15 protein-coding genes and 1 riboswitch are annotated in these 14,493 nt (G+C 64.4%); of the genes, 7 read left to right on the forward strand and 8 right to left on the reverse strand.

The window, feature by feature from the left end:
- Nucleotides 1-5 precede the first annotated feature (5 nt).
- The 8 genes from ETW24_RS13410 to bioB all read right to left on the reverse strand — a co-directional run bounded on the left by ETW24_RS13410 (nt 6) and on the right by bioB (nt 7,964).
- Nucleotides 6-971: an ABC transporter substrate-binding protein gene (locus ETW24_RS13410; RefSeq protein ID WP_129371518.1), complete on the reverse strand. Its 966-nt coding sequence runs from the start codon at nt 969-971 to the stop codon at nt 6-8.
- A 396-nt stretch (nt 972-1,367) separates the two neighbouring features.
- Entirely contained in the window at nt 1,368-2,336 is a 969-nt protein-coding gene (locus ETW24_RS13415) for an ABC transporter substrate-binding protein (RefSeq protein ID WP_129371519.1), read from the reverse strand.
- Between the two features lie 181 nt (nt 2,337-2,517).
- Complete coding sequence (gene bioC, locus ETW24_RS13420) at nt 2,518-3,309, reverse strand: malonyl-ACP O-methyltransferase BioC (RefSeq protein WP_129371520.1); 792 nt, start codon at nt 3,307-3,309, stop codon at nt 2,518-2,520.
- Complete coding sequence (locus tag ETW24_RS13425; RefSeq protein ID WP_129371521.1) at nt 3,306-3,926, reverse strand: pimeloyl-ACP methyl esterase BioG family protein; 621 nt, start codon at nt 3,924-3,926, stop codon at nt 3,306-3,308. The genes bioC and ETW24_RS13425 overlap by 4 nt, the downstream gene beginning before the upstream one ends.
- A gap of 3 nt (nt 3,927-3,929) precedes the next feature.
- Nucleotides 3,930-5,228, reverse strand: coding sequence for an adenosylmethionine--8-amino-7-oxononanoate transaminase (gene bioA / locus ETW24_RS13430; RefSeq protein ID WP_129371522.1), 1,299 nt, complete (start codon nt 5,226-5,228; stop codon nt 3,930-3,932).
- Nucleotides 5,225-5,851: a dethiobiotin synthase gene (gene bioD / locus ETW24_RS13435; protein ID WP_129371523.1), complete on the reverse strand. Its 627-nt coding sequence runs from the start codon at nt 5,849-5,851 to the stop codon at nt 5,225-5,227. Before bioD ends, bioA begins: the two co-directional genes overlap by 4 nt.
- Complete coding sequence (locus ETW24_RS13440) at nt 5,848-6,987, reverse strand: 8-amino-7-oxononanoate synthase (protein ID WP_129371524.1); 1,140 nt, start codon at nt 6,985-6,987, stop codon at nt 5,848-5,850. Before ETW24_RS13440 ends, bioD begins: the two co-directional genes overlap by 4 nt.
- A complete protein-coding gene (bioB, locus tag ETW24_RS13445) occupies nt 6,987-7,964 on the reverse strand; it encodes a biotin synthase BioB (RefSeq protein ID WP_129371525.1) in 978 nt (325 codons plus the stop codon). The genes ETW24_RS13440 and bioB overlap by 1 nt, the downstream gene beginning before the upstream one ends.
- Nucleotides 7,965-8,178: 214 nt before the next feature.
- Nucleotides 8,179-8,307, forward strand: a riboswitch (TPP riboswitch).
- 133 nt (nt 8,308-8,440) lie between these two features.
- Between bioB and thiC the strand changes: the two genes are divergently transcribed.
- From thiC to thiD, 7 genes are read left to right on the forward strand one after another with little or no spacing between them, the layout of a single operon-like run.
- Nucleotides 8,441-10,261, forward strand: a complete 1,821-nt coding sequence (gene thiC / locus ETW24_RS13450) for a phosphomethylpyrimidine synthase ThiC (protein ID WP_129371526.1) — start codon at nt 8,441-8,443, stop codon at nt 10,259-10,261.
- Nucleotides 10,258-11,226 carry an FAD-dependent oxidoreductase gene (locus ETW24_RS13455; protein WP_129371527.1) on the forward strand — a complete coding sequence of 323 codons (969 nt, stop codon included), beginning with the start codon at nt 10,258-10,260 and terminating at the stop codon, nt 11,224-11,226. The genes thiC and ETW24_RS13455 overlap by 4 nt, the downstream gene beginning before the upstream one ends.
- Nucleotides 11,195-11,392, forward strand: coding sequence for a sulfur carrier protein ThiS (thiS, locus tag ETW24_RS13460; protein ID WP_129371528.1), 198 nt, complete (start codon nt 11,195-11,197; stop codon nt 11,390-11,392). Before ETW24_RS13455 ends, thiS begins: the two co-directional genes overlap by 32 nt.
- A 1-nt stretch (nt 11,393) precedes the next feature.
- The gene (locus ETW24_RS13465) at nt 11,394-12,161 is read left to right on the forward strand and encodes a thiazole synthase (RefSeq protein WP_129371529.1); all 768 of its coding nucleotides are present in this window, start codon (nt 11,394-11,396) and stop codon (nt 12,159-12,161) included.
- Nucleotides 12,161-12,766 carry a thiamine phosphate synthase gene (locus ETW24_RS13470; RefSeq protein ID WP_129371530.1) on the forward strand — a complete coding sequence of 202 codons (606 nt, stop codon included), beginning with the start codon at nt 12,161-12,163 and terminating at the stop codon, nt 12,764-12,766. Before ETW24_RS13465 ends, ETW24_RS13470 begins: the two co-directional genes overlap by 1 nt.
- Nucleotides 12,763-13,731, forward strand: a complete 969-nt coding sequence (locus ETW24_RS13475) for a HesA/MoeB/ThiF family protein (RefSeq protein WP_129371531.1) — start codon at nt 12,763-12,765, stop codon at nt 13,729-13,731. Before ETW24_RS13470 ends, ETW24_RS13475 begins: the two co-directional genes overlap by 4 nt.
- Nucleotides 13,728-14,432 carry a bifunctional hydroxymethylpyrimidine kinase/phosphomethylpyrimidine kinase gene (gene thiD / locus ETW24_RS13480; protein ID WP_129371532.1) on the forward strand — a complete coding sequence of 235 codons (705 nt, stop codon included), beginning with the start codon at nt 13,728-13,730 and terminating at the stop codon, nt 14,430-14,432. The genes ETW24_RS13475 and thiD overlap by 4 nt, the downstream gene beginning before the upstream one ends.
- Nucleotides 14,433-14,493 lie beyond the last annotated feature (61 nt).

Below are 14,493 nucleotides of genomic sequence, written 5' to 3' on the forward strand. Positions count from 1 at the left end.
GCGGCTCACTTGATGGCGGCGTCGACAACCGGGCGCCATTTGCCCTCGTTTTCGGCCATCCATTCGGCGACAACTTCCTCGACCTTGCCGCCGTCCACATCGACCGCGCCCATCATTGGCTGCTGGTCTTCCACTGCCAGAGTGTAGTTCGACAGGATCTCATAGGCAGCGGGCCAGGTTTCCTCAGTGCCGGACCAGGCTGCCTTGAAGATGCGCGAGGGCGAGAAGTCGCAGTCATTCACCGCATTCGGGTTCGGACCCCAGGCCGGATCCGAGAAACAGGCCTCCTCACCCGCCGGGAGATCGACGAATTGCACATCATAAGCCGACATCGCCCAATGCGGCTGCCAAAAGGTGACCAGCAGCGGTGTCTTGCGCTCGGTCGCGGCGCGCAGTTCGACAATCAATGCGGCCTCGGAACCCGCAGGCACCGCCTTGAACGGCAGGTCCAGCCCGGTCATACGGTCGGCGCCCGGCGTGCCCCAGTCGGCGGGGTAATCCACCAGGCGGCCATTGGGCAGTGTTTCCGCGGTGGCGAACTGCATCGCGCAGTCCTTCAGCGCCTCCCAGGCCGGCAGGCCGGGACACAGCTCGGCCACATGGGCCGGATAGGCGATGCCTTCGCGCGCGTTCAGCTCCAGATCGCCGAGTTCAACAACAGTGCCCTCGTCGATCTTCTTGGCGTATTCATCCGAGACGTTCGAGGACCAGATTTCCAGCGTCGCGTGGATGTCGCCGTCAGCAATCGCCTGGAACTGGTTCATCATCCCGGCCGAGACAAATTCCACCTCATAGCCCGCGGCCTTCAGCATCCCGGCGGCAATATGGGTGGTCACATGCTGGCCGGTCCATTCGTTCACAGCCAGCTTGATCGGTTTGCTGGTATCACCAAGTTCCGCCGCCGAAGCAAAGCCCGCGGCAACCGTCATTGATGCGGCGCTCAGCGCCAGCGCATATCCTTTGAAGTTCATTATTCTACTCCCTGTCAGTGTACTTGCGCCGCCGATTGTCCGGCTTGGCGCGTCCTTTTTGGAACCCGGCGGTTCATGGCGTCTGCCTGGCCTTGCGGCTGGTCTTGTTCTTGTCAGCAAGCACCCATGGTCCAAGTGTGGCCGGGGATAATGCAAGTATTGGAACATATTACGACTGTTTGTCGAGCGATTGCGGCATAAACTGTGAAAAATTTTGATTGATGGTTCAAGTTTCTGTCCAATCGGACAAGTTCCGGAATCACCCTGCCCCGCGCGGCAAACGCCCGCACCCGGCATAGCGCGGCCGGGACCCCGGCTTCAAGACCTGCCCCTCACGCAAAGACAGCGCCCCCGCCTGGGGCGGGAGCGCCGAAATCGAAACCCGGACCTTGCGGGTCAGGACCGGCCTTTGCCAGTGGCTTCCTCGATAACGGGCATCCATTTGGCCCGGTTCACCGCAAGCCAGCCGCGGGCGGCCCCCTGCACGGTTTCGCCGCGGACATCCACCAGGCCGATCAGCGGCTGCTGGTCCCAGATGCTCAGCTGATAGTTCTTCAGGATCTCATGGGCGGCCGGCCAGCGGTCTTTCAGGCCCTTCCAGGCCGCCTTGGCAACCCCCCCGCGCTGAAAATCGCAATCTCCGGTCTCTTTCGGGTTTGGCCCCCAGGCCGGGTCCGTATGGCATACCGGGTCGTACTTCGGCAGGCGCACGAATTGCAGCGCATAGGTCGACATGGCCCAATGCGGTTGCCAGAAAGTGGCGATAACCGGACGTTTTTCCCTATAGGCATTCTGGAATTCTTCGATCATCGCGGCCTCGGATTCGGCTGCGACCACATCGAACGGCAGCCCAAGCGCCCGGATCCGGTCACCACCGGGAGACCCCCAGGATTCAGGGTAGGCCAAGTAACGGCCTTTCTTGCCCTTGCCGTCGGCAGAAAAGATCGCCGCGCAGTCCCGAAGCGCTTCCCAATCCGGCAGCCCGGGGCACATCTGAGCGACATAAGGCGGCACAACGACGCCGTTACGCGCATCAAGCCCAAGGTCTCCCAGATCGACCATATCCCCGCCTTCCAGCGCCTCAACATAGCCTTCAGGCGAACTGGATGTCCAAACCTCCATGATGGCGTGCAGCTCACCGGATTCAATCTGCGGGAAAACCCCGCCGAGGCTGGCCTCGACATATTCAACCGTATACCCCGCCTCCTCCAGCATGCCGCCGGCGATGTAAGTAGAAAGATGCTGGCCGGTCCAATTGTTGAGTGCCAGCCGGATCGGCGTTCCGGTATCTCCCATATCGGCTGCTTCAGCGGTTCCCGATACCGCCAGCGCCGCCAGTGCAGCGGCAAAGGCTTTGATTTTCATCGGCGTAACTCCCGTACTGCCAGTCGTCCCACATGCTGCGCTCTGACGCAGCCCTTTTCCCGGGATAACAGGCGGGAGTTGACAAAGATTAATACGCGGCCGGATGCGGCAGTACTTTGGCTGGGAAAAAATCTAAAACTTGCCTCAAGTGCGGACTGCGCACGCCAGCCGCTATGACCGGTCAGCCGGTCTTGCGCGCCACTAGCAGGACCGGATCATAGGTCAGCGGCAGTTTGCCGCCAACGCCGAAACGCTGCCGGTAAGCACTTTCAAAGTCCTGCAGCCGCCTGCGGCTCCAGCTTTGCTGGGCGTGGCCGTTGACACCGGTCCGGCGCAGGTGTTTCAGCAGTTCCAGCGCGGTATCGAATTCCAGCACGGCAGGGCGTTGCTCAATGGCCAGAATCTCCAGGTCTTGCGGCAGCACGGACGGCCACTCCCCGGCATCCAGGTAGCTGGGCGCCGCGGCGGATGACCCCAGCGCCGCCAGTTCGCGGAACTGGCCCCGGCCAAAGCCGGACAGCGCCAGCCAGCCGCCGGGCTTCAGCCGCGCCGCCAGCCGGGCGGTCAAGGCCGGCAGATCCGGGATCCACTGCACGGTCGAGGCTGAGGCAATCAGGTCCAGCTGCTGCGGCAGCGGCAGGGTCTCAACCGGGCCGCCCTCAAACCGGGACTGCGCCGGGGCTGCGCTGCCCAGTGCCTGCAGCACCTGCGCCGCCTCCGGCACCAGGTCATTCAGCAACAGGCTGCCAGCCGTGAACCGCTGCAGCAGGTGCCGGGTCAGATGACCGGTGCCGCAGCCGAACTCCAATACCGCCCCGAACCGGCGGGGTGCGCCCTGTGCTTGCAGCAGACCTGCAAGCTGCGCCGCAATATCCGCCTGCACAGAGGCGGTGCCGTGATAGCTGTTCAGCCCGCGGCGGAAGCTTTGGCGCACGCGGGTCTGATCCAGCTGAGGCGGCAGCGTGTCTTTCACTGGAACAGCTCCTCCCACTGCGAGAAGCGGCCAAAGGGGGCGTGCGGCGCGTCGATCTGTGTCACGTTCTGCCCCGCCCAGGCGCGTGCCAGATTGGCGGGCGGAAAGATCTTGTCGCCGGAGCTGATCCAGACCTTGTCAAAGCGAATCTGCGGCGCGTCGCCGCGCTGCTCTACAGCCAGCAGCTCAGCCCGCCGCGCAGGCACATCCAGCGGTTCTGCCTCTTGCGGGGCACCGAATACACGGGTCAGAAAGTCCTGGTAGCTTTCCAGGCTCAGCGTTTCCATTGTTCTGCGGAAGACCGCAGGCGGAATACCGGCGCCGCGGTTCACCGGCTGCAGGCTGCCGTTCACCGCCGCCTTGCGCTGGAACACCACATCCGCCCGTCCCTGCTGCCAGTGGGCATAAGAAGCCACACCAAAGGACCAGGCCAAGACGCTGACCCGGCTGTAACCGGACAGATCCGGCAGCTCTGCGTTCAGATCGGTATAATCGCCGGCAAACAGAATGTCCTGCGGACCGTCCAGATGCCAGAACACCTCCGGCCCCACAGCCCAGCCGCCGAAGACCACGATGGCCTCGGCTGCATTGTTCTGTTTGATCCAGCGGAACTCCATTGCTTACAGCTCCCGCGCCAGCCGCAGCATGCCTGCGGTGATCCGGCTCAGCTGATCCGGAGACGTGATGAACGGCGGCATGGTATAGATGTTTTTGCCAAAGGGACGCAGGAACACGCCCATATCATGCGCACGGGCGTGGGCCTCATCCGCGGACACCGCGTGTTTCATCTCGATGACGCCAATGGCGCCCAGAACCCGCACATCCGCCACATTGGGCAGATCGCGCGCCGGTGCCAGTTCAGACTGCATCTGCTCTGCAATCCCCGAGACCGCGCCACGCCAGTCCTGCCCGGTCAGCAGATCCAGCGAGGCCTTGGCCGCCGCACAGGCCAGCGGATTGGCCATATAGGTCGGCCCATGCATGAAAATACCTGGGTTGCCGCCGCCCACACCCTCGGCGACGCGGTCGTTCGTCATGGTGCAGGCAAAGGAGATATGGCCGCCGGTCAGCCCCTTGCCGAGACAGATGATATCCGGCTGAGCGGTGCAGAAATCGGTCGCAAACAGTTCGCCGGTACGGCCAAAGCCGGTGGCAATCTCGTCGAAAATCAGCAGGATGCCCAGTTCATCACACAAGGCACGGGCCTGGTTCAGGTATTCCGGGTGATAGAAATACATACCGCCAGTGCCCTGCACCACGGGTTCCAGGATGAAGGCGGCGATCTTGTCCTGCCCGGCCTCCAGCACGCTGCGCAGCTCGCCCAGGCCGTTCTGCGCCGGGTCGTCGATCCAGTCCTCATGGATGCGGATGGGCGGACGGGAGACGAAATGCTGCACGCTTAGCGCGCCCTGGAACAGGTGGTGCATGCCGGTGTCCGGGTCGCAGACGCTCATCGCCTTCCAGGTGTCGCCGTGATAGCCGGAGCGGATGGTGGCAAACTCCTTACGCGCCGGCTGGCCGATGGCGTGCTGGTATTGCACCGCCATTTTCATCGCCACCTCAACCGATACCGAACCGCTGTCGCAGTAGAAGATCCGCGTCAGGCTGTCGGGGGTGATCTCCAGCAGCTTGCGGCCCAGGTCGATGGCCGGGTCGTGCGTCAGCCCGCCGAACATCACATGCGGCAGGGTGTCGAGCTGGGCGTGGATAGCCGATGTGATCGCCGGGTGCCTGTGGCCATGCATCATGCACCACCAGGACGACATCGCGTCGATCAGCCGGGTGCCATCGTCGAGCGTGATGTGGACGCCCTCGCTTTCCTTAACCACAAAGGTCGGGCCGGGTTTGGCCACATTGGTGTAGGGGTGCCAGAGGTGCTGCTGGTCGAATTCCAGCTGGGTGAGGCCGGATGCGCTCATGCCAAAGCCTCCGTGATCAGGTCTACCCGGATACTGGCCTGAAAGGCCACGGCCAAAGCGTCAGAGGTCAGCTCGCCCAGTACCGGCAGACGGCCCAGATGCGCCACCTGACCGAACTGGCAGATGGTTTCTTCCACCGCAGGCTCCGCATCGCCGATAAAGGCCACGCCCACCACCGAGCAGCCCGCATCGCGCAGCGCCTTCAGCGACAACAGCGTGTGGTTGATCGTGCCCAGCTGGGTCCGCGCACAGAGGATCACCGGCGCGCGCCAGCGGGCAAACAGGTCGAGATACAGAACCTCACGGTTCAGCGGCACCATCAGACCGCCGGCGCCTTCGGCGACCAGCACGCCATCGGCCTCAGGCAGGGGCAACGCGTCCGGGTCGATCTCCACGCCTTCGGCCTCTGCCGACAGATGCGGCGAGGCTGGCAGTTGCAGAAGATACCCTTCAGGCAGCGCCGGGCGGCCTGACAAGCGCGCAACAATCTGGCTGTCGGTCTCCTCCTCCAGCCCCGATTGCACCGGCTTCCAATAGGTCGCACCCAGCGCCTGCACCAAGCCGGCCGAGAAGATGGTCTTGCCGATGCCGGTGTCGGTTCCGGTGACGATCAGCGCGTTCATGCAGCACTCTCCATTTCCCGGGCGAGGTCTTGGAACATCCGGGTGACGACCTCTGCCCCTGTGTTCAGCGTGATTGACAACCGCAGCCGCGAGGTGCCGCGCGGCACCGTCGGCGGGCGGATACCGCGAATGTCATAGCCGCGGGTTTGCATCGCGGCGGCCAGCGCCATGGTGCGCTTGTCTTCACCGATCACCACCGGCAGGATCTGGCTTTGGAAACCGTCCAGCCCGCAGAGGCGTTTGGCCTCGCCTTGGGCATGGGTGATCCCCTGCCACGCTTGTTCGCGGCGGCCCGTGTTCTGCTGCAGTTCCTGCAAAGCCGCTCGCACCAAAGCCGCATTCAAGGGCGACGGAGCGGTCGCAAAGATAAACCCGCGCGCCTTGTTGATCAGCGTCTCGATCAGCACCCGCTGGCCGCAGATCAGCGCACCAGAGGCACCCAGCGCCTTACCGCAAGTGTGCAGGCTCAGGACGTTTGGCCGGTGGGCAATGCCGTGTGCCAGCCCGCGGCCCAGATCGCCGAACACACCTGTGGAATGCGCCTCATCCACCACCAGCACCGCGCCGTCCGCATCACACAGCGCCATCAGCGCATCCAGCGGCGCCAGGTCGCCATCCATGGAATAGACCGCCTCAACCGCGATCCAGACCTGGCCGGTGCCACCAGCAGCGCGCCAGTCCGTCAGCACCCGCGAAGCGTCTTCCACGTCGCCATGAGCAAAGCTGCGGTTCTCGGCCCGGCCCAGCCGCATACCGTCATGGGTGCTGGCATGGATCAGCGCATCATAAAGCACCAGATCGCCCTGCTGCGGCAGGGTCGAGAAAATCGCCTGATTGGCAGTGAAGCCGCCACCCATGAACAGCGCCGCCTCGGTTCCAAAGAACGCCGCCGCTTCAGCCTCCAGCAACTGATGTTCATCGTCATTGCCGCGCAGCAGGCGCGAACCGCCTGCGCCCACTGGCACACCGCGCGCCAGCGCGTCTGCGGCGGCGGCGCGCAGCACATCGCTGCCCGCCAGCCCAAGATAGTCGTTGGAGGCAAAATCATGCCCGTCCCGCGGCATCAGCTGCCGGTAACGCCCGCGATTGCGCAGCGCTTCCAACGATGTCTCATGCCTCGGGAAGGCCCCCGCCATCAGCGGCTGCCGTCACATCCCACCGCCATTGCGGTGATGCCCAGACGGTCGAACAGCTGCTGGTCCTTGTCCTCTTCCGGGTTGTCGGCGGTCAGCAGCGTGTCACCCACAAAGATCGAGTTGGCCCCGGCAAAGAAGCACATCGCCTGCATCTCGTCCGACATGTCGGTGCGGCCTGCGGACAGGCGCACATGCGATTTCGGCATCAGAATGCGGGCCAGCGCCACCGAACGGACGAATTCGATCGGGTCCAGCTTTTCCACATCCGCCAGCGGCGTGTCGGCAATCGGGATCAGCATGTTCACGGGCACCGAGTCGGGATGCACCTCCAGCGTCGCCAGCGCCAGCATCATGTCGATGCGGTCCAGCTGCTGCTCGCCCATGCCGACGATGCCGCCGGAGCAGACTTTGATGCCCGCTTCGCGCACCCGGTTCAGGGTGTCGATCCGGTCGGCAAAGGTGCGGGTGGTGATGATCTCGGAGTAATACCGCTCCGACGTGTCGATGTTGTGGTTGTAATAATCCAGCCCGGCATCGCGCAGACGGAACACCTGGTCTTCCTCCAGCATGCCCAAGGTCATGCAGGTCTCCATCCCAAGATCCTTGACCCCCTGCACCATCGCCTCAAGTGCGGCCATGTCGCGGTCCTTGGGCGAGCGCCAGGCCGCCCCCATGCAATAGCGCGTGGCGCCGCCTTCCTTGGCTTTCCTGGCTTCGGCAATCACCCGCTGCACTTCGATCAGCTTGGAGGCCGACAGCTGCGCGCCGTTGCGGGCCGACTGCGAGCAATAGGCGCAATCCTCGGCGCAGCCGCCGGTCTTAATGCTGAGAAGCTTGGATTTCTGCACCTGATTGGGGTCGAAATACTGCCGGTGCACAGAGTGCGCCTGAAACAGCAAGTCCATGAAAGGCTTGTTGTAAATCGCTTCCGCTTCTTCGCGGGTCCAGTCGGTGCGGATGGGTGCAGCGTCCAGCATGCTGTCTCCTGTTCTCGTATACCAGTTGGCCATACGCGGATGGCGTTGCGGATTTTTATAGATAATTTCACCACCCTCGATCAAGCATCAAAGCTGCGCTGCAGCGATTTGACCCGCTTTTGCGTCCATAGTACCAGTACCAATCTGATTTTAATGCCAAAAAATAATCTACAAAGATTCCGGTTGACGCGAACCCTATGCCTCCCCTACCCCTAAAGCCACGCAGGGGAGTCCCGCCCAAGGGACTGAGAGGCGTCAAGGTGCGGGGCAACCCGGGCCGGCGGCGCGACCCTTTGAACCTGACCCAGTTGATACTGGCGTAGGAAGCAAGGACGCGCCTTTTGTCCCCGTGTCCCCGCGGGGACAGCCGTTTGAAACAGGCGCATTCCGGTAAAGCAGGCCTCTTTGCCTGCCGGTTTCCCAGCCAAAACTCATCTGGTGTCTTTTCTGAGTTTTCGGCTTTGAGGAGCACCAAAATGAACGTCCCCAACCCCAAGATCACCACGGGCGCCCTGCCCGCGTCGCGCAAGATCTATGTCGCAGGCGAAGTCCATAAGGATATCCGCGTGCCGATGCGGGAAATCGCCACCCACCCCACGGCGGGCGAGGCACCGCTGCCGGTCTATGACAGCTCCGGCCCCTATACCGACCCGGATGTTCTGACCGACATCCGCCAGGGCCTGCCGCAGTTGCGCCGCGACTGGATCGAGGCGCGCGGCGACGTTGAGGAATACCAGGGCCGCGATGTGACACCTGCGGACAACGGCTTTGTCGCGGGCGACCGGCTGACGCCCGAATTCCCGGTGAAACCCGCGCCGCTGCGCGCCAAGGACGGCAAGGCGGTGACCCAGCTGGCCTATGCCCGCGCCGGGATCATCACGCCCGAGATGGAATTCATCGCCATCCGCGAAAACCAGCTGCGCGAATTGTCCCCTTGCCACCGCGATGGCAACGACTTTGGTGCCAATATCCCCGATTACGTGACGCCGGAGTTTGTCCGCGATGAAATCGCCGCCGGCCGCGCCATCATCCCCGCCAACATCAACCACCCGGAAATCGAGCCGATGATCATCGGGCGCAATTTCCTGGTCAAGATCAACGCCAACATGGGCACCTCTGCCGTCACCTCCTCGATGGAGGAAGAAGTGGACAAACTGGTCTGGTCGATCCGCTGGGGCGCTGACACGGTGATGGATCTGTCGACGGGCCGCAACATCCACAACACCCGCGAATGGATCATCCGCAACAGCCCCGTGCCGATTGGCACCGTGCCGATGTATCAGGCGCTGGAGAAGGTGAACGGCATCGCCGAAGACCTGACCTGGGAAGTGTTCCGCGACACCCTGATTGAGCAGGCAGAGCAAGGCGTCGATTACTTTACCATCCATGCCGGCGTGCGCCTGCACATGGTGCCGATGACTGTTGAGCGGGTGACCGGGATTGTGTCGCGCGGCGGCTCGATCATGGCCAAGTGGTGCCTGCATCACCACAAAGAGTCGTTCCTGTACGAGCATTTCGAGGAGATCTGCGACATCTGCCGCCAGTATGATGTGTCCTTCTCGCTGGGCGATGGCTTGCGCCCCGGCTCCATCGCTGATGCCAATGACGAAGCGCAGTTTGCCGAGCTGGAAACCCTGGGCGAGCTGACCAAAATCGCCTGGGCCAAGGATTGCCAGGTGATGATCGAAGGGCCGGGCCATGTCGCCATGCACAAGATCAAGGAGAACATGGACAAGCAGCTGGAATGCTGCCACGAGGCGCCGTTCTACACGCTTGGACCGCTGACCACCGACATTGCGCCGGGCTATGACCACATCACCAGCGGCATCGGCGCGGCGATGATCGGCTGGTTCGGTTGTGCGATGCTGTGCTACGTGACGCCCAAAGAACACCTCGGCCTGCCCGACCGCGACGACGTCAAGGTGGGTGTGATCACCTATAAGATCGCCGCCCATGCGGCCGACCTCGCCAAGGGTCTGCCGGGTGCGCAGCGCCGCGATGATGCGCTCAGCCGCGCGCGGTTCGAATTCCGCTGGGAGGACCAGTTCAACCTGTCTCTGGACCCGGACACCGCGCGCGAGTTCCACGACCAGACCCTGCCGAAAGAGGCGCATAAGGTGGCGCATTTCTGCTCCATGTGCGGGCCCAAGTTCTGCTCGATGCGGATCAGCCATGACATCCGCGCCGAGGCGCAGAAGGAAGGCATGGAGGCGATGGCCGCCAAGTTCCGCGAGGGCGGCGAGCTGTATGTGCCTGCGCCCGACGAAGCTGGGAAAGCGGCGGAACCGGCGGAATGATCACCATCGCAGGCGCAGGCCTTGCTGGCCTCGCCTGCGCCTTTGAACTGGCGCAGCGCGGGGCCAAGGTCACGGTCTATGAACGGGGGAATACGCCCGGGGACAGCAGCGTCGCGCGCTTTGCCGGCGGCATGCTGGCGCCCTGGTGCGAACGCGAAAGCGCCGAGGAGCAAGTGATAACTCTCGGCAGCCGCGCCTTCGGCTGGTGGGCCAGGGTCACACCGGTGCACAGGCGCGGCACGCTGGTGGTGGCGCCGGCCCGGGACCGGGCAGAACTTACCCGTTTTGCCCGCCGCACCACAGGCCACCGGGGGGTTGACGGGGCAGAGATCACCGGGCTGGAGCCCGCGCTGGAGGGGCGGTTTTCGCAAGGATTGTTCTTTGATGGCGAGGCCCATCTGGATCCGCGCCGCGCCTTGCGAGACCTCAACGCCAAGGTACAGGCGATGGGGGTGGATATCCGCTATGGCACCCCCGCCCCGGCCGGCGTCACGCTGGATTGCACCGGCATCGCCGCACCCCTGCCTGGCCTGCGCCCGGTGCGCGGCGAGATGGCCATTCTGCATTGCCCCGAGGTGGAAATCCACCGCACCCTGCGGCTGCTGCACCCGCGGATGCCACTGTATCTGGTGCCCCGCGGGGACGGGCATTTCATGATCGGTGGCACCATGATCGAAAGCAGCTCGGACCGGGCCATCACCCTGCGCTCACTCAGCGAACTGCTGAATGCCGCCTTTACCCTGCACCCCGCATTCGCCGAGGCCAGCGTGGCGGAGACCGGCGCAGGCCTGCGCCCGGCCTATCCCGACAACCTGCCGCGGCTGATCGAACAGGACGGCACGCTCTACCTCAACGGGCTTTACCGCCACGGCTTTCTGCTGGCGCCCGCAATGGCGCAGCAAGCCGCGGACCAACTGTTACAGGAGACCACAGATGAAAATCATCGTGAACGCCAGACCGCATGACGTATCCGCAACCGACCTCCAGTCTGCGCTGCATGAGCTGGGCTTTGCCTGCTCCTCGGTTGCGACCGCGCTGAACGGCCGTTTTGTGGCCCGCAGCAACCGGGACAGCGTACAGCTGACTGAGGGCGACCAACTGGAAGTCCTGGCACCGATGCAAGGAGGCTGAGATGCAATTCTACGGAACAGAGATTGGTTCACGCCTGCTGCTGGGCACTGCGCAATACCCCTCGCCTGCCGTGCTGGCGGAGGCAGTGAAATCCAGCGGCACCGGGATCATCACCGTCAGCTTGCGCCGCGAAACCGCTGATGGCACGGGCGCCGGCTTTTGGGAGACCTTGCGCGAAACCGGCTGCCGGATCCTGCCCAACACTGCCGGCTGTCATTCGGTGCAGGAGGCGGTGACCACGGCGCATATGGCGCGGGAGCTGTTTGATACCCCATGGATAAAGCTGGAGGTGATCGGCCATTCCGACACCCTGCAGCCGGACGTATTCGGGCTGGTTGAGGCGGCGCGGATCCTGAGCAATGAGGGCTTTCAGGTCTTTCCCTACACCACCGATGATCTGGTGGTGGGCGAGCGGTTGCTGGCGGCGGGTTGCGAGGTTCTGATGCCCTGGGGGGCGCCGATCGGCTCGGGCCAGGGGTTGCGCAATCCGGATGCCTTGCGGGCGATGCGGGCGCATTTTCCCGGCGTGCCGCTGATTGTGGATGCCGGCATCGGGCGGCCCTCGGACGCCGCACAGGCGATGGAACTGGGTATGGATGCGGTGCTGCTGAATACAGCCGTGGCCAAGGCCGGCCGCCCGGCAGCGATGGCCGCAGCCATGGCGCTGGCAATTGAGGCCGGGCGCGCGGGCTATGAGGCCGACCCGATGGAGCGGCGTGACATGGCGGTGCCCTCAACCCCTGTACTTGGCTTGGCGGAGTTTGCCTGATGGAACGTTTCTACCTGATCACAGGCCACGTCGGCCGGCTGGAACTGCTGGTGCCCCAAGGGGCCAAGCTGGTGCAACTGCGCATCAAGGACGAACCTGAGACTGAGGTGCGGCGCCAGATTGCCCGGGCGCGGGATTTCTGCGCAGTGCATGACGCGCAGCTGGTGGTGAATGACTATTGGCAGGCGGCGCTGGATCTGAACTGCAACTTTGTGCACCTGGGGCAGGAAGACATGGACACGGCGGATTTCGCTGCGCTGCGCCGCAAGGGCGTCCGCTTTGGCCTGTCCACCCATGACGAAAGCGAGCTGGAACGCGCGCTGTCGTTGGGGCCGGAATATGTGGCGCTGGGGCCGGTTTATCCGACGCTGCTGAAAAAGATGAAATGGGACCCGCAGGGGCTGGAGCGGGTGACGCGCTGGAAACAGATGGCCGGGGATACGCCGCTGGTGGCGATTGGCGGCCTGACGCCCGAGCGGTTGCCCGGCGTCTTTGCTGCCGGTGCGGACAGCGCTGCGGTGGTGACAGACATCCAACTGGCTGATGACCCCGAAGCGCGCACCCGCGAATGGGTGGCGGCCTGCCGGCGCAAGGCGGCAGCATGAGCCGCTACGCCCGCCAGACGGTCCTGCCGGAGGTCGGTGCTGAGGGGCAGGAACGGCTGGCCCGATCGCATGTTCTGGTTGTGGGCGCCGGGGGTCTCGGCTGTCCGGTGCTGCAGTATCTCGGCGGCGCAGGCGTGGGGTGCATCACCGTGATCGACGGCGATAAGGTGGAAGAAAGCAACCTGCACCGGCAGGTTCTTTATACTATGGGCGACCTTGGCCAGCCCAAGGCAGAGGCCGCCCGGCGGCACCTGCTGGAGGCCAATCCGTCCTTGCACGTGACAGCGCGGGTTGACTGCCTGGATGCGGCCAATGCCGCCGCGATGGTGGATGCGGCGGATCTGGTGGTGGATGCGGCGGATAGTTTTGCGGTGTCCTATATCCTGTCGGATGCATGCCGGGCGCAGGGCAAGATGCTGATCTCGGCCTCGGCGCTGGGGCAGTCAGGCTATGCCGGGGGATTTTGCGGCGGCGGGCCATCCTTGCGTGCTGTATTCCCGGACCTGCCCGCGCAGGCGGCGACCTGTGCAACTGCAGGCGTGATGGGGCCGGCCGTTGGCATGATCGGTGCGCTTCAGGCACAGCTGGCACTGAAGTCCCTGCTGGATCACCAGCCGTCCCCGCGGGGACAGTTGTTTGTTTTCCGGCTCCAGGACCTGCAGGTCAGCAGCTTCCGCTTTGATGAGGCGGAAGAACCGGCGGACGCCCTGCCCTTTGTCGCGGCCTCGCATATCACTGCCGCGGATACGGTGATCGAACTGCGCGATGCCGCTGAGGCGCCCGGATTGCCCGCATCCCAGGCCCGCCGGATTGCCCGCGCCGATCTGCTGGCGGCAGAGCTGCCGCGCAAGGGTCGTATCGTGCTGTGCTGCCGCACCGGCCTGCGCGCCTGGGGCGCGGCCTCGGATCTGAAGGCTGCGGGCTATGGCGACCTCGCCCTGCTGGCGGCTGGCGGCAGCGCATGACCGCGATCCTGGCGATTGGCGGAACCGACAGCAGCGGCGGCGCCGGCCTCACCCGCGATACAGCCATGGCTGCAGAGTTCGGGGTGACGCTGCGCCCGGTGGTGACGGCTGTGACGGTGCAGACCGATGCAGCAGTCCTGGCCATTCACCCCAGCACGCCGCAAGCCGTTGCAGACCAGGCGCAGGCAGCCTTGGCCGCATTGCCTGCACCCGCGGCAGCCAAGATCGGAATGCTGGGGTCTGCCGCAGCGGCCAGCGCGGTTGACGCGGCCCTGCCCCGGGAGATGCCTATCGTGCTGGATCCGGTTCTGAAAGCAAGTTCCGGCGGCAGGCTGATGGCGGCAGACGGCTTTGGCGCATTGCTGCAGCGGGCGGCCTTAGTCACCCCGAACCTGGCAGAGCTGGAAGTGCTTTCCGGCTCAGCCGGCAGCATTGAGGCGCAGGCGGCGCAGCTGCTGGCACGGGGAGTGCGGGCGGTGCTGGTCAAGGGCGGCCATGGCACCGGTGCTGAAAGCACTGATGTGCTGTTTACCGCCGGTGGCGCGGCAACACCTTTTGCCGCGGCGCGGTTGCCGGGTTCCAAACGCGGCACGGGATGCAGCCTGGCCACCGCAATCGCCTGCTGCCTGGCCAGGGGAGAGACCCTGCCGGAGGCCTGCCGCCTGGGCAAAGCCGCCGTCCGCCGCTGGCTTGGCCGCTGAAGCCTGGCAGGTCGCTGACAGACGGTTTTGCGGCTGGTTCGGAACGGAGCCGCCGGACACA

The organism is Leisingera sp. NJS204, assembly GCF_004123675.1.
In the GTDB taxonomy this organism is placed as follows: domain Bacteria; phylum Pseudomonadota; class Alphaproteobacteria; order Rhodobacterales; family Rhodobacteraceae; genus Leisingera.